Origin of the sequence: Sinomicrobium soli, from assembly GCF_003285545.1 — a bacterium.
In the GTDB taxonomy this organism is placed as follows: domain Bacteria; phylum Bacteroidota; class Bacteroidia; order Flavobacteriales; family Flavobacteriaceae; genus Sinomicrobium.
Genome location: NZ_QLNV01000003.1, coordinates 140,831 through 155,866, shown reverse-complemented (window position 1 = coordinate 155,866; position 15,036 = coordinate 140,831). Strand labels below are relative to the sequence as shown.

14 protein-coding genes are annotated in these 15,036 nt (G+C 48.4%); 5 read left to right on the top strand and 9 right to left on the bottom strand.

Annotated elements, in window-relative coordinates:
• Nucleotides 1-5 precede the first annotated feature (5 nt).
• The gene (locus tag DN748_RS04560; protein ID WP_112370592.1) at nucleotides 6-719 is read left to right on the top strand and encodes a DUF4198 domain-containing protein; all 714 of its coding nucleotides are present in this window, start codon (nucleotides 6-8) and stop codon (nucleotides 717-719) included.
• Nucleotides 720-795: 76 nt separating this feature from the next.
• Here the strand turns inward: DN748_RS04560 and DN748_RS04555 are convergent, their stop codons facing one another.
• The 7 genes from DN748_RS04555 to DN748_RS04525 form a co-directional block, all read right to left on the bottom strand.
• Entirely contained in the window at nucleotides 796-1,245 is a 450-nt protein-coding gene (locus tag DN748_RS04555) for a hypothetical protein (RefSeq protein WP_112370591.1), read from the bottom strand.
• A gap of 42 nt (nucleotides 1,246-1,287) precedes the next feature.
• A complete protein-coding gene (locus DN748_RS04550) occupies nucleotides 1,288-1,809 on the bottom strand; it encodes a hypothetical protein (RefSeq protein ID WP_146746556.1) in 522 nt (173 codons plus the stop codon).
• A 127-nt stretch (nucleotides 1,810-1,936) separates the two neighbouring features.
• Nucleotides 1,937-2,476, bottom strand: a complete 540-nt coding sequence (locus DN748_RS04545; RefSeq protein ID WP_112370589.1) for an RNA polymerase sigma factor — start codon at nucleotides 2,474-2,476, stop codon at nucleotides 1,937-1,939.
• A gap of 255 nt (nucleotides 2,477-2,731) precedes the next feature.
• A complete protein-coding gene (locus DN748_RS04540) occupies nucleotides 2,732-4,558 on the bottom strand; it encodes an ABC transporter ATP-binding protein (protein ID WP_112370588.1) in 1,827 nt (608 codons plus the stop codon).
• Nucleotides 4,559-4,632: 74 nt separating this feature from the next.
• On the bottom strand, nucleotides 4,633-6,357 hold the full coding sequence (locus tag DN748_RS04535; RefSeq protein WP_112370587.1) for a phospho-sugar mutase: 1,725 nt from the start codon (nucleotides 6,355-6,357) through the stop codon (nucleotides 4,633-4,635).
• A 32-nt stretch (nucleotides 6,358-6,389) separates the two neighbouring features.
• Nucleotides 6,390-7,388 (bottom strand): glycosyltransferase family 2 protein, encoded by a 999-nt coding sequence (locus DN748_RS04530; protein WP_112370586.1) that lies wholly within the window; start codon nucleotides 7,386-7,388, stop codon nucleotides 6,390-6,392.
• A 100-nt stretch (nucleotides 7,389-7,488) separates the two neighbouring features.
• Nucleotides 7,489-8,013 (bottom strand): DUF4199 domain-containing protein, encoded by a 525-nt coding sequence (locus DN748_RS04525; RefSeq protein WP_112370585.1) that lies wholly within the window; start codon nucleotides 8,011-8,013, stop codon nucleotides 7,489-7,491.
• Nucleotides 8,014-8,189: 176 nt separating this feature from the next.
• Between DN748_RS04525 and DN748_RS04520 the strand changes: the two genes are divergently transcribed.
• Both DN748_RS04520 and DN748_RS04515 read left to right on the top strand, forming a co-directional pair.
• Nucleotides 8,190-8,441, top strand: coding sequence for a type B 50S ribosomal protein L31 (locus tag DN748_RS04520; protein WP_112370584.1), 252 nt, complete (start codon nucleotides 8,190-8,192; stop codon nucleotides 8,439-8,441).
• Nucleotides 8,442-8,520: 79 nt separating this feature from the next.
• Entirely contained in the window at nucleotides 8,521-9,693 is a 1,173-nt protein-coding gene (locus DN748_RS04515) for a GlmU family protein (protein ID WP_112370583.1), read from the top strand.
• Nucleotides 9,694-9,698: 5 nt separating this feature from the next.
• Here DN748_RS04515 and DN748_RS04510 read toward each other — a convergent pair whose 3' ends face one another.
• A complete protein-coding gene (locus DN748_RS04510) occupies nucleotides 9,699-12,059 on the bottom strand; it encodes a S9 family peptidase (protein WP_112370582.1) in 2,361 nt (786 codons plus the stop codon).
• 152 nt (nucleotides 12,060-12,211) lie between these two features.
• Between DN748_RS04510 and mtaB the strand changes: the two genes are divergently transcribed.
• A complete protein-coding gene (gene mtaB, locus DN748_RS04505) occupies nucleotides 12,212-13,549 on the top strand; it encodes a tRNA (N(6)-L-threonylcarbamoyladenosine(37)-C(2))-methylthiotransferase MtaB (RefSeq protein WP_112370581.1) in 1,338 nt (445 codons plus the stop codon).
• 17 nt (nucleotides 13,550-13,566) lie between these two features.
• Here mtaB and DN748_RS04500 read toward each other — a convergent pair whose 3' ends face one another.
• The gene (locus DN748_RS04500; protein WP_112370580.1) at nucleotides 13,567-13,860 is read right to left on the bottom strand and encodes a GNAT family N-acetyltransferase; all 294 of its coding nucleotides are present in this window, start codon (nucleotides 13,858-13,860) and stop codon (nucleotides 13,567-13,569) included.
• Between the two features lie 449 nt (nucleotides 13,861-14,309).
• On the opposite strand from DN748_RS04500, the gene DN748_RS04495 reads away from it, so the two are divergent.
• On the top strand, nucleotides 14,310-14,975 hold the full coding sequence (locus DN748_RS04495; protein WP_317047404.1) for an alpha/beta fold hydrolase: 666 nt from the start codon (nucleotides 14,310-14,312) through the stop codon (nucleotides 14,973-14,975).
• Nucleotides 14,976-15,036 lie beyond the last annotated feature (61 nt).

Below are 15,036 nucleotides of genomic sequence, written 5' to 3'. Positions count from 1 at the left end.
GAAAAATGAAAAAAACTATCCTGGCTCTCATAGCCATCCTGGGCCTTCAGCAGGCAAATGCACATTTCCTGTGGCTCGAAACAAAACCGGAGGGAACACCGGGTACCTCTCATGAGGTAAAAGTGTTTTTCGGTGAATATGCCTACGGGCAGCGCGAAGATGTGGACGGACATTTTTCTTTTGCTGCCGATTTTGTCCTGCATCTGGTAGCCCCCGACGGAAGCACGACAGAACTGGAGAAAAAAGCGGCAGATAATCATTATACGGCCTCTTTTGTTCCCGGAACAGCCGGGATTTATCGTGTGGTGCTCACCAATGACAAGGTAGACGTGGTCGATTATACCGAGTATGACCTGGGAATTTTCAAAACGGAGTACGCCTCCGTAGCCTCTGTACATGTGGGAAAACAGGCAGAAAATGTTCCCGGGGCGGCTTCCCTGTCCAAACTGGAGATCATTCCGGAAAAAGAGGAGGGAGAAATAGTACTCCGGCTCATGTATGACGGCAAGCCCCTGGCTGAAAATGAACTCAAGGTATTTTTACCCGGAGGATGGGAGAAAACCCTTCATACCGACAAGGAAGGGAAGGTATCCTTTACAACACCCTGGAAAGAGACCTATGTAGTGGAAACGTCGTATAAGGAACAGGTGCCCGGAACATTTAACGGAAAGGAGTACCAGTTTATATGGCATTTTACGACCTATAGTGCGCAGCGGTAAACAGCGGATAACAGTGAAATGAGAATATCAAAAAAAAGCCCTTTCGTTTTCGTGAGGGCTTTTTCAGGTCCGGACGTTATTTTGACTTATCCCGTTTAAGCTTGTGGAGCAGTTCCCTGCTGAAATCTTTTTCGGCTTTTTTGAGCAGGAGTATTTTACCTGCCGGGATAATGCCCTTGAGTTTTTTGGTGAGCTTTATATCTTCCTGGTAATTCTCATACTCTATGGCTTCCAGTGCAGACAGCAGCTTGTTAGCTTCCTGTTCAGACATATTCCCTATGTCATTGTCCTTTATTTTTTTCCTGACATCCTTGTATTCCCTGTACCTGAGATCCAATATCTTTTCGTAATAGTTATTGTAAACAGGCCAGAATTTTTCAGCTTCTTCCGAAGTCAGCGAAAGCTTTTCCGTAATATAGGCTACCTTGAGTGCCATGAAACGCTCTTTCTTGCTTTTTTCCTGGGCCATACCTGCAATGCAAAAGAGAAGAAGGATAGTGAGTGCCAGGTTCCTGAATGTGTTCATATTCGTGTAATTATAGTGTGTATGTGATATAAAAATCCATTGTTATTCATCCTCAAGACCCATATAAATATCCATATCCGCATGCTCTTCCAGGTATTCCATGATAAATGCCTCATCCAGGGAGGAAAAGCTTACGGTTTCCAGCTCACTGCTGTCATAGAGGTCTCCTATGTCCTGGATGTCAACAGATAAAAAACCGTTTTGAATATAATATTCGATCTCCTCAGGGAGTATGCCGGTAAACGCAGTGTCGGGACCGCTTCCGGTCCGGGAGATCGTGCCGAATACCACAGAAAGCAATATGGCAACGAGTGCCGCTACCGACGAAACGGTATAGATCAGCCGCACTACCGGGTTCCGGTGCATCGGGGTAGTGGCAGTATCGGTACTGACCCGTTCCGCAATACGTTTTTCCAGGCTCTCCAGGTAATGGTCCGGAACGGAGAAGCCTTCTTCCCGGGAGATACGGCGGCTTCCGGAGACCGATGCCAACAGGCGATCTTCCAGTTGCCCGAAATAGCCTTCCGGAACCTTAAAGCCATTATTGTTATTTGTATTTCCCATATTCATATTGTTTGTTTCTGGGGCCGGAGCCCGCAGTACTTTTACTTCCGGCTCCGGGCTTCCGACTTCCGGCTGTTCCGCCGTTTCTTGGAACGATAACTGTTTGACTGTTTTTATCGTAGAAGGTTTAATCCTCACTTAAAAACTGCTCAATTTTTTTTACGGCATGATGATACGATGCTTTTAATGCCCCGACAGAGGTCTCCAGTATTTCCGAAATCTCTTCATAAGACAGGGCTTCGAAATATTTCATATTAAAGACCGTTTTCTGCTTTTCGGGCAGTGTGGCAATGGCGTGTTGTAACTTTAACGCGGCCTCGTCCCCGTTAAAATAAGGATCAGCATGGAGGTTGGCTACCAGCGACTGTTGTAATTCGGTATTGTTCAGGCCCTGCCGCCTGGATTTGCTGTTCAGAAAGGAAATGGATTCGTTGATCGCAATGCGGTACATCCATGAAAAGAGACTGCTCTCTCCCTTGAATCCTTCGATATTCCGGTATATTTTGATAAAGGTATTCTGTAAGACATCGTCGGTATCGTCGTGATTGATCACGGTACGCCTGATATGCCAGTACAAACGCTCCGAATACCGGGACACCAGTTCCCGGAACGCCCGCTCACGGGTGTCCTGGCTTTTGAGTTGCTGTAATAGTTCTGATTCGGACATTCGGGTTGATAAAATAGAAAACGGTGAAATTATGATTACACTTTAAAATGTCGTATTAACAAAAAGAGTGGCCTGAGTTAATTTTTAGTTATTTTTTTATTACCATTATTAATAAATCATAAAAAAATATACCTATATTCGGGGCAACCTTTTGACCAACCAATGCTTTTTTTGCTTATATATAGTGAAAAAAGTCCGGGTCTTACTATGAAACTGCATCCGTCTCCCCGTGAGGCGGATGTTTTTTTGTATCCGTCATTCGAATGATTGCATTTCCACGAGCTTCCTGTATGTACCGTCTTTCAGCATCAGCTCGGTATGGGTGCCCTGTTCCACGATCCTGCCCTGTTGCATGACTACGATGTGATCTGAATTCTGGATGGTGGAAAGACGGTGTGCGATGACCACCGAAGTCCTGTTTTTCATCATGTTTTCCAGGGCTTTCTGAACGAGTTTCTCACTCTCCGTATCGAGTGCGGAAGTAGCCTCGTCCAGTATCATGATCGGGGGGTTTTTCAGTACCGCACGGGCAATGCTCAACCGCTGTTTCTGTCCGCCCGACAGTTTGTTCCCGCTGTCCCCTATGTTGGTATGGATGCCCTTAGGCAGGTTGGAAACGAATTCATGGGCATTGGCTATTTTCAGGGCTGCTTCAACTTCGGCATCGGTGGCATCTTCCTTGCCCATGACTACATTGGCCCTTACGGTATCGTTGAACAGGATGGAGTCCTGGGTTACCAGCCCCATTAACCCCCGAAGCGAGTGTAGTTTCAGGTCCCTGATATCCGTTCCGTCTATGGTAATACTCCCTTTCTGTACATCGTAAAAACGGGTGAGCAGGTTGGCAATGGTACTCTTCCCGCTTCCGGATTGTCCCACCAGTGCAACAGTCCTGCCCTTGGGGATGTGGAGGGAAAAATCGTGGAGTACCTTTTCCTCCTCGTATTGAAAATCGATATGGTCGATGCGGATCTCCCGGTCAAAACTGTTTTTCTCCGCTGCCCCCTGGCCGTCGGCTATGGGATTGTCTTCTTCCAGGACAGCCAGTACCCGCTCGGCTGCGGCATTGCCCTTTTTAACCCCGTAAGAGGCTTTGGAAATGGCTTTTGCAGGGGTGAGGATATTGTAGGCCAGGGCCATATAGGCAATAAAGACAGGGCCATTCAGGCTTTCCTCCACCAGGACCATGTGCCCGCCGTACCACAGCAGGATGGCTATAACGATAATCCCGAGAAATTCACTTGCAGGGGAAGCCAGGTTTTGCCGGTTCAGGATCTTGTTGGACAACTGGTAGAACCTGTTGGTGGAAGACCGGAACCGCCTGTTAAAATAATTTTCCGAGTTAAAGCCTTTGATCACTTTCAGTCCGCCCAGGGTTTCCTCGATGATGGAAAGGAAATATCCCTGTTCCAGTTGCGCCTTGTCCGATTGTTTTTTCAGCCGCTTCCCGATCATGGAAATAATGACGCCGGAGATGGGAATGAAGATAAACACAAACAAGGTGAGTTTGGTGCTCAGGGAGAACATGGTGACGATGGTAAACAGAATGGTAAGGGGTTCCCGCACTATGAGTTCGAGTATGGACAGGAATGAGTGCTGTATTTCCAGTACATCGGAAGAAATACGGGCTATGACATCTCCTTTCCGCTTTTCCGAAAAATAGGCTACGGGCAGTTCCACTACCTTCTTATACATGGCATTTCGGATATCTTTCAAAACACCGTTCCGAAGAAAAGTGATAAAAAACATGGCCAGGTAATTGAACAGGTTTTTAAGGAGGAACAGGGAGATGATGATCGCGACCATGATACCGAGCGTATATTCGGCCCCGTGGGATTGCTGTGTGGTGGTGATGTAATAATTGAGATAATCTTCCAGAAAAGATTTTAAATGCCCGATACCGTCGTATACCGGCGGGACGGTTATTTTTTCCTCTTCACCGAACAGTACGGTAAGCATGGGTATCAGCGATACCATAGACAGCGTGGCAAACAGGGCGTACAGTATATTACAGATAATATTGAGCACGGCATATTTGCGGTACGGCCGGGCAAAGCGAAAGATCTTTTTGAAATAATTCATTCGGTTTCGAATATTAATATATGATGTTCCGGCACCGGGAAAGTGCCGGAAAAATGATCCGGGTACCCCGGCGGTTAGCCGTTGATACCGAGTTCTGCTACGATATGATCTATCCGTTTCTGCAATTTCCGTGCCGTTTCGTCGAGAAGGTCGGCCGATGGCAGTCGGGTGTGTACACTGATGTAGAATTTGATCTTGGGTTCGGTACCGCTGGGCCTTGCCGCTATTTTGCTCCCGTCTTCGGTATGGTAGATCAGTACGTTGGATTTCGGGAGTGTTATGGATTCTTCTTCGCCGCTGAGCATGTCTTTGGCTACGGAGCCCTGGTAATCCTCGATACGGATTACCCGCGAACCGTTGATTTCCTTCAGGGGGTTGTTGCGCAGCCCGGTCATGATCTGTTTGATCTCTTCGGCCCCTTTCATTCCTTTTTTAACCAGGGAGACCAGGTGTTCCTTATAGAAACCGTATTCCACGTACATCTGTATGAGCTGCTCGTAGAACGAGCTGCCTTCTGCCTTGGCGGCAGCTGCAATTTCACAGGCGAGCAGGGAAGAGGTTATGGCGTCTTTATCCCGTACAAAATCACCGACCATAAACCCGAAGCTTTCTTCTCCGCCCCCTACAAACGGCTGTTGCGGATGGGCCTTGATCATTTTGGCGATCCATTTGAACCCGGTAAGCCCTATTTTGTACTCTACGCCGTAGTCTTCTGCAATGGCCGACATCATGGGGGTAGACACTATGGTGGATGCTATAAAGGTGTGATCTGTCAGTTTACCTTCCTTTCTCCACTGTTCCAGCAGAAAACGTGTCATCAGCACCATGGTCTGGTTACCGTTGAGCAATACGAGTTTGCCCCCGGTATCCCTTACCGCTATGCCCAGGCGGTCACTGTCGGGATCGGTACCGATAACCATGTCGGCCCCGGTTTCTTCCGCTTTTTGCAGCGCTATCGCGAGGGCTTCGGGTTCTTCCGGGTTGGGCGATTTTACCGTGGGAAAATTTCCGTCCGGTTCAGCCTGTTCTTCAACAATATACACGTTTTCGTAGCCCGCCCTTTTGAGCACCTCGGGAAGGATGGTAATGGAAGTACCGTGCAGGGAAGTGAAAACGATGCTGAAATTATCTTTATCCTTGGCGTTGAAGCTTCCGTTTTTTACTGATGCGGCGATAAAGGCTTCATCTACCTCCTTATCGATATACGAAATGAGTTTTTCATCCGGGGAAAACCGGATATCGCCAAATGACAACCGGTTGATCTCTTCGATAATCGCTCCGTCCTGCGGGGGTACTATCTGTCCTCCGTCGGTCCAGTATACCTTGTAACCATTGTATTCGGGCGGGTTGTGTGAGGCGGTCAGTACAATACCGCAGTGACATTCCAGGTGCCTGACGGCAAAAGAGAGCTCCGGGGTAGGGCGCAGGGCAGAAAAGAGGTATACCTGCACACCATTGGCCGAAAAAACCTCGGCCACCACCCCGGCAAGGGTATCGCTGTTGTGGCGGCAATCGTAGGCTATGGCTACTTTCAGTTGTTGTCCGGGATATGTTTCCCTGAGGTAATTGCTCAGTCCCTGGGTGTTTTTTCCGAGTGTATACCGGTTGATGCGGTTGCTGCCCACGCCCATAATACCCCGCATTCCCCCGGTGCCGAATTCCAGGTCGCGGTAAAAGGAATCCGTGAGTTCTTCGGGATTGTTTTCGATCATTTCTTTTATGTGCTGCCGGGTAGCATCGTCAAAGGCAGGGGTGAGCCATTGATTGGCTTTCCTGAGGATGTGTTCTTCTATCTGCATTTCTTGTAAATCGTTTATCTCAGTTAATTCGGTTAAAGGTGTCGTACTGTTTCTTTTTCAGGTTCTTCTCCTGTAGTAACGTTGATCGTGTCAAATATTTTATACCTGTCGTTCTTTGTTTTGGTGCGCAGGATGATTTCTCCCAGGAATCCTGCAAGAAATAGCTGTGAACCTATGATCATGGTGGCTAGGGCGATAAAGAACCACGGGTTCTGGGTGACCAGTATTGCGGGCTGGCCGCTGTAAAGTTTGTAGAGCTTGTCGGCCCCGATAAAGCCGGCGGATAAAAACCCGATGAGGAACATCAGTACCCCCAAAGCCCCGAACAGGTGCATGGGGCGCTTGCCGAAGCGGGAGAGGAACCAGATGGTGATCAGGTCGAGAAAGCCGTTGATAAACCGCTCTATCCCGAACTTGGTCCGGCCGTATTTCCTGGCCTGGTGACGCACTATTTTTTCTTCTATCCTGGAAAACCCGGCGTTTTTTGCAAGTACCGGAATATACCGGTGCATTTCCCCGTAGACTTCGATATTCTTGATCACGGTGTTCCTGTAAGCCTTGAGACCGCAATTGAAATCGTGAAGCTTGACGCCGGAGGTCTTTCTGGCGGCCCAGTTAAACAGTTTGGAAGGAATGTTCTTGGTCAGGATATCATCGTACCTTTTTTTCTTCCAGCCCGAAACAAGGTCATAACCCTCTTCGGTGACCAGGCGGTAGAGTTCGGGGATCTCCTCCGGGTTGTCCTGCAAATCGGCATCCATGGTGATGACCACCGCCCCGCGGGCGACCCGGAATCCTGCGTGCAGGGCCTGGGACTTGCCGTAATTGCGGAAAAACCGGATACCCCTTACCGCATCGTTTCCCGCAGACAGCTCCGAGATAATATCCCAGGAGCCGTCAGTGCTGCCGTCATCGATAAACAGTATTTCATAGGAAAAACGACCGGACTGCATGACCGCTGCAATCCAGTCGTGTAATTCCCGTAAGGATTCCCGTTCGTTCAGTAAGGGTATTACAATGGATATATCCATGAATGACGATTAAAATACTCCCCAAATTTACGTAAAAATGTTTCTATAGGTAAACCGGCCATCCATACCCTTACGGATTTTTGTGATTTTATTACAACAGTTACATATGTTCGGGCTTATTCTTTTTAAGAACAAGGACAGGGATCATGGAAAGCACAAAACCGAAAAAGATGCTGCCGATCAGGCCGAAAGCAGCCTGAATAAATGGTCCGGTAAACTTTTTGGCCATCTCCATCTGGGCGTCTATCTGCTCGGAGGCAATGCCCTGTTCTTCCATCTGGACCCGTGCCATTTCCAGTTGTTTGGCGGTCATTTCAGGATCTATGACATTGCTGAGTACAAGCTGAAAGAGCATGGAAATAACCCCTCCTATCAGGCAGATTCCCACCCCGACTTTTAATCCCTGTGCAAAAGACATATATCCGCCGTTGGCGTTCCTGTATTGTATGAGCCCTGTAATAATGCATCCGAGCATGATCACTACAGAGACTAACAATACACTGTATCCTCCCTGGTAATGAAGGTCCATGCTGTAAAGGATCAACCCGAATACGATACTTATTCCCCCGAGGAGAAGCCCGTAATTCAGAGCGAATTTTCCGGTAGGTGCTGCGTTTTCTGTCATGAGTTCTATTTTTGGTTAAAAGTAATCAGTTTGTCGTAAAAAGAAGGTATTTTGTTACATCTTTCCCGGACAATAAATTTTTTACACCACAATTTTTGATCGTAGTATTGTGTATATACAAAAAATCATTAAATTTGCACCTCGAATTTTAGGAGAAAGAAATAAATATAACGGCGATGAAAAAAGGTACACACCCGGAAAATTATAGATTGGTTGCATTCAAGGATATGTCTAACGACGATATTTTTATTACCAAGTCTACCGCAAACACAAAAGAGACCATAGAAGTGGAAGGTGTTGAATATCCCCTGATCAAACTGGAGATATCAAGAACCTCTCATCCGTACTATACCGGTAAATCCAAACTGGTGGATACCGCCGGACGTATCGACAAGTTCAAGAGCAAATACGCGAAATTCAAAAAATAAATTTCGCAAATTTATAGCTTACAAGACCTCTGAGAAATCAGGGGTTTTTTTATTTTTACCCAAAACTCACACACATACTATGAACTATATTTTGTTTGACGGCCCTGCCCGCAATGCGCTGCTGCCTTTTACCTATACCAGGCCGGTGGCGGAGATACGGGTGGGCATACTTACTATAAGGGAAAAATGGGACAGGTTGCTGGACGGCCCTGTTTCGGTGCGGACCGAAGAATATCTGTCGGTTAAATTTCCGGAGGTTGCAGCAGATGAAAATGTATGCATAGATGCTTCCTTTTTGCCGGAACCTGCATTGGCCGATGCCGTAAAACAGTTGAAACCCGGGGAGATGATCACCTACAGACAGCATACGGTAGCCTATTTTTCTGACAGGAAACCAGAACCGGATTTTTCCGCTTACCGGAAAAAGGAATATACCGGAGCGCTGATACATTTGGAAAATACCTGGGACATATTTTCCGGGAACGGGGAGGCCCTTCGCAAAGATTTTGACCTGCTTACGGCCGGAAGAAAAAGCAGGCCCGTTCCGGAAGGGGTGCAGGTCATAGCGCCTGAAAATATTTTTATAGAAGAAGGGGCGCAGTTGTATTTCTCCACGCTTAATGCTTCCGACGGCCCCATTTATATAGGGAAGGATACGCTGGTCATGGAAGGGTGTCATATCCGCGGTGGTTTTGCGCTTTGCGACCACAGTATCGTCAAGATGGGAGCCAGGATTTACGGGGCTACCACGGTAGGGCCTTACTGTAAGGTAGGAGGAGAGATCAACAATTCGGTGCTCTTCTCATACTCCAACAAGGGGCACGACGGGTTCCTGGGGAATTCCGTTCTGGGAGAATGGTGCAATATGGGGGCCGATACCAATAACTCCAACATGAAGAATAATTATGATGAAGTTAAGCTGTGGGATTATGCTGCGGGGGAATTTAAAAAGACGGGATTGCAGTTTTGCGGGTTGATGATGGGAGATCACAGCAAATGCGGTATCAATACCATGTTCAATACCGGGACTGTTGTCGGTGTCAACACCAATATCTACGGCAGCGGCCTTCCACCCAATTTTGTGCCCGACTTTTCCTGGGGAGGGGCCGGTGGTTTTGCGGAATACGTATTGCCAAAAGCCATAGCCTCTGCACAAAGGGCAGCCGCAAGGCGGGAGGCGGCTTTTACCGAAGAAGATGCCCGCATCCTGGAACATGTATACAAGGAAACCGGGAAATGGCGGGAAGGGTAATCCTGCTATTCCTCTTTTAACAGGGTGGTGTTGAATATTTTCAGTATCCGTTTGTATTCGTCGGTCCAGCTGCTCGGTTCGGTGAACCCGTGGTCTTCGGCGGGATATACGGCCATTTCCCAATGGTCTTTTCCGAGTTCGATAAGACGCTGTGTAAGGCGTACGACATCCTGAAAATGTACATTGACATCGACCATGCCGTGTGCGATCAGTAAATGTCCTTTCAGCCCTTCTGCAAAGTAGACCGGCGAAGACCTCCGGTATGCTTCGGGATCGTTGTAAGGCTCGTTCAGGATATTTGAAGTATATCCGTGGTTGTAGTGTGCCCAGTCGGTAACCGACCGGAGGGCGGCCCCGGAAGTAAAGGTGTCACCTTCCTTAAACATGGCCATCAGGGTGATAAACCCGCCATAGCTGCCGCCGTAGATACCTATTTTCTGGGGGTCTATGCCGTGTTCGGCTATGAGAAACCGCGCACCGTCTACCTGGTCTGAAAGATCTTTCCCGCCCATGTGGCGGTAGATGGCGGTACGCCAGTCCCGTCCGTATCCCGCACTGCCACGATAGTCGATATCCAGGACAGTGTAGCCCAGATCGGTGAGCAGGTTGTGAAACATGTATTCCCTGAAGTAAAGAGACCACCATTTATGGGCGTTCTGCAGGTAACCCGCTCCGTGAACGAACAGTACTGCGGCGTTGTTCTTTACCCCTTTTTCGGGAAGGTACAGCCGCGCCGGGACTTTGGTGCCGTCGGCGGCAGTGAAGTGTATGAGTTCCGGGTCGCGCCAGGGATATGCGGCAAAGGCTTCCGACCGGCCGGAGGTGAGTCGGGTTTCCTTTGCCCGGACACTGTTTTTTTTCAGGTATAATTCCCAGGGCCTGTTGCTGTAGGAGTGTCGTATGGCCAGGTGTTTTTCATCGGGGGAAAGGCTTACTTCGTTGTTGCCGGTCATGGAAGTCAGTTGTTCCATGGGCCCGCCGTATACGGGCATTTTGTAGAAATGGCGTTCCCCGGGGTTTACCTCCGAGGTCGTCAGGTACCAGTGCGTACCGTCGGCCGATAAAAACGGGTCGAAAACTTCGAACGCGCCGGATGTCAGGGCCTTTTTTCTCCCGGTGGTCACATCGAGGAGGTAGAGGTGGGAATACCCGCTTTCTTCCGACTGGAAATAGATATGTTTATTGTCGGGCAACCATCCGAGGATGCCGCCTCCCGTGCTCCAGCCGATCCCCGGCCCGGCGATCCAGGCCTCGTCCCGCTGGCGGTCCAGGTTTTTCAGGTTGCCGTTTTCCGGGTCCAGCAGGGCGATCCAGCGATCCTTATTGTCTTTGGAACGCACGTTGACTACCATGTGTTTTCCGTCCGGGGAAAAAGAGGCCCCCGATATCATTAATGCTCTCTCCGCGGAGCCCCAGTCCTTGCCGGGATAGTCACGGGTGTAGTCGGGGAGGTCGTCCAGTCCCGGTAATGCCCCTGTCTTAACGGGATACACGGTGTCTTTTTCCAGGTTGTATACGGCCATCTCCGTTTTTGTAGTCTCTTCGCCCACCTTGGCTCGGGTACGGAGGTCGGTGGTATACCCGGAGGTATCGATGTAATCGGGTACAACGGTTTTCCGGGAGTCACCGGGTGTCCGGAGATTAAAAACGGCAAATTTTTCGTCGGGGGACAGTTGCAGGTTCGTAATCTGCCTGTCTCCCGGATAGAAGGTATACGGCGGTTTTTCGGCGATCATTTCCGCATATTCCCTGCTTTGTTCCTTTTTTTCTTCCCGTTCGTTGACCACCCGGAGCAGCCCCAGGTTTTCTTCCCGGAGCCATTGTGCTTTGGGCGACTCTTTTTTGTCCTTTTTTCCGGGAGCTTCCCCCTTGCGGATACGGGTTACCTGCCTTATATGCCCGTCGGAGAGGGAGTAGGTGAAAAGGTTGGCCCCTGTCTGAAAGACAATCCTGTTTTCATCGGCGAGGAACTGCGGGTTGCCGATATGCTCGTCCGTTTGTATGAGTTCCGTCCTTTTCCGTTTCCGCAGATCGTAGATAAAAAGACTTTTCCCTTCGGTAAAAAGTTTTTTTGTCCGGTCTTTATTGTAACTGCCCGTTTCCGGGACCAGGGCCACGGCTTCACGGGCATGTACCTTTTCGATGGTTCCGGGCGATTTTATATTAATGCGGTAGAGCGAATCGGAGGGGTCGTTGTCCCTGTTGTATTTGAAATACAGGACCTCCCCGTGATCGTCCCACCGGACATCGGAGGGAAAGGTCCCCATCCACCGGGGGTCCTGCATGATCTTTTCCACGGTCAGTTGTTGCTGGGCCTGGAGGGAGATACCGGTAAGAAAAAGCAGAAAGGTAGTTTTTTTTAACATGGGAGATGGATTTAAAACACAAGCTACGAATCTACTGATTTTTTTTAACCTGGTTCTAAATACTTTGAGTAACTTTGCACTCCCGAAATTATGTCAAGGTATTAATAATGAGTCTCTTCGGGGACGTTGACGAATGGTAACCGGTAAGGAATATGGATCAGAGAAAAAAGGTCGCTTTTTACACATTGGGATGCAAGCTGAATTTTTCAGAGACTTCGACGATCGCAAGAGATTTTCAGGACAAGGGATTCGACCGGGTCGGTTTTGATACTACGGCAGATATCTACGTGATCAATACCTGCTCGGTGACCGAGAATGCCGACCGGCAGTTTAAACAGGTAGTGCGGAAGGCATTGAAGAAGAATGAAAAAGCCTTTGTCGCCGCTGTCGGCTGTTATGCCCAGTTAAAACCCGAGGAGCTCGCCGCCGTAGACGGTGTGGACCTTGTGCTGGGAGCCACGGAAAAATTCAAGATCACGGATTATATCAATGACCTGGCAAAGAATGATTTCGGGGAAGTGCACTCCTGCGAGATCGAGGAAGCCGATTTTTATGTGGGCAGTTATTCCATAGGCGACCGGACCCGGGCCTTTCTCAAGGTACAGGACGGTTGCGACTATAAGTGCACCTATTGTACCATTCCGCTGGCACGGGGCATTTCCCGTAGCGATACCCTGGAAAATGTGCTGAACAACGCCCGTGAAATTTCCCGTAAGCATATCCGGGAAATAGTACTTACCGGGGTGAATATCGGGGATTACGGAAAAGGGGAGTTCGGGAATAAAAAGCACGAACACACCTTCCTTGACCTGGTAAAGGCCCTGGATGAGGTGGAAGGCATCGAACGCCTGAGAATATCGTCTATCGAGCCCAATCTCCTTAAAAACGAGACGATTGATTTTGTGTCCCGGAGCCGGACTTTCGTCCCTCATTTTCACATTCCGCTACAATCGGGAAGTAATGAGATACTGAAGCGGATGAGACGCCGGTACCTGCGTGAACTATATACCGACCGGGTGCAAAGGATCAGGAAGGTCATGCCGCATGCCTGTATCGGGGTTGATGTTATTGTGGGATTTCCGGGAGAAACCGACGAACACTTCCTGGAAACATACCGTTTTCTCAGCGAACTCGATATTTCCTATCTGCACGTCTTTACCTATTCGGAGCGGGATAATACCCTTGCTGCCGGAATGGACGGGGTAGTGCCCTCCAAAGTGCGGGCCAAACGGAGTAAGATGCTTCGCGGACTTTCGGTAAAGAAACGACGCGCCTTTTATGAAAGCCAGCTGGGAACCACCCGCACCGTGCTTTTCGAAGGGGAGAACAAGGCCGGGTATATTCACGGTTTTACCGAAAATTACATTAAGGTAAAAGCCCCGTGGAACCCGGAACTGGTAAATACCCTGCACCGGGTAATCCTGAAAGATATCGATGAAGACGGCCTGGTGCGTTTCGAATTCGTAGAAGCCGTGGTCTTCGCTTCCTGATCCGGGAAAACGGGGACTTATATCCTTATCCCTACCGGAAGCAGGTCTTTATATTCCTTGTGTTTTCTGAGAAACCGCGCTATTTCGGGGCTTGTCGGGACTACCCGAAGGTTCCTTTGTTCTACGAGTTGTAATACGGAGGCGATAAAATCGTCTTTGAAGTGTTCGCCGAAGTTCTCGGGAACCACCAGTTTGGTCAGGAAGATCTTTTTTTCCTGTGAAGAGTACTCAATTTTCGCCAGTTTACCGTCGATACGGATTTCAAACTGACGCAAAAAATCATTGTCCTTGACAGCTACATCATTACTCATCTTTTGTTGTTTTTAAATTAGAGAGATTAAGGGTTCCGGGTTGGGAACTACCGTAGAGCGGCAGGAAAAGATACTGTAAGACAGGGGCAACGCCGGATCGGACATTAGATATGTACCGCTCATTTTTCATATTTAAAATTTTTCGCATAAACCGGAATGCGCAAAAAAAATCCGCACATTCAGGAACCGTTGCGCTCTCACATGAACAAATCATTATCGTTTATCCATGTCCATTTCATGTTTTAATTTCCTCGCGTAAGAATTGATGAAGAAATACCATTGATTTCTTTTGTAAAGCCTAAATTTGTAAAGACCGATCAGGTACAAATTCAGGAAATATCGCAGCCCTGTTGCATTCTTTTCAGAAGTAAAAAACCTGCGGAGCCGGATTTGCGCCTACAAAGATACGAAAAATATATAAAATTCTATAACCCAATTATATAAGCTTTTTGACGAATCGCGTTAAGATACCAGTGTATTTTATGCCGGGAATGGCGGCAAGCCCGCTTATATTTGAACATATAGAGCTTCCGACCGCCTGTTTTGAGGTGTTCAGGCTGGAATGGATACCTCCGCTCAAAGGAGAAAGCCTGAAAGATTACGCAAGGCGCATGAGCAGGAACATCCGTCACCCGGACCCCGTACTGATCGGGGTTTCGTTCGGAGGGATGCTGGTCCAGGAAATGGCGCCTTTTGTGAATCCGCGAAAGCTTATTATCATATCAAGTGTCAAGACCAGGGACGAACTTCCGGGAAAAATGAAATTTGCACACTATACGGGAGTTCATAAACTCCTGCCCACTTCCCTGGTGACCAATGTAGAGTTTATAGCGAGGTATGCTTTCGGGAAAGGGATAAGTAAAAGGCTGAAACGCTATGAAAAATACCTCGCCGTAAAAGACAAGGATTATGTGGACTGGGCCATTAATGAGATCGTGCACTGGAAAAGGACTACTCCCGTTCCGGGGATTATCCACATCCACGGAGACAAGGATCCCGTATTTCCCATTAGTTGTATAAAAGAGTGTATCCGGGTGAAAGGCGGTACGCATATCATGATTATTAACCGTTCCAGGTGGTTCAATGAACATCTTCCGTCGCTTATCGAGAACTGAATTCCGGTTTTCTTCTTATTTTGTACATTTGAAATGCGTATTTTTACTTCCTCCTGCCCGG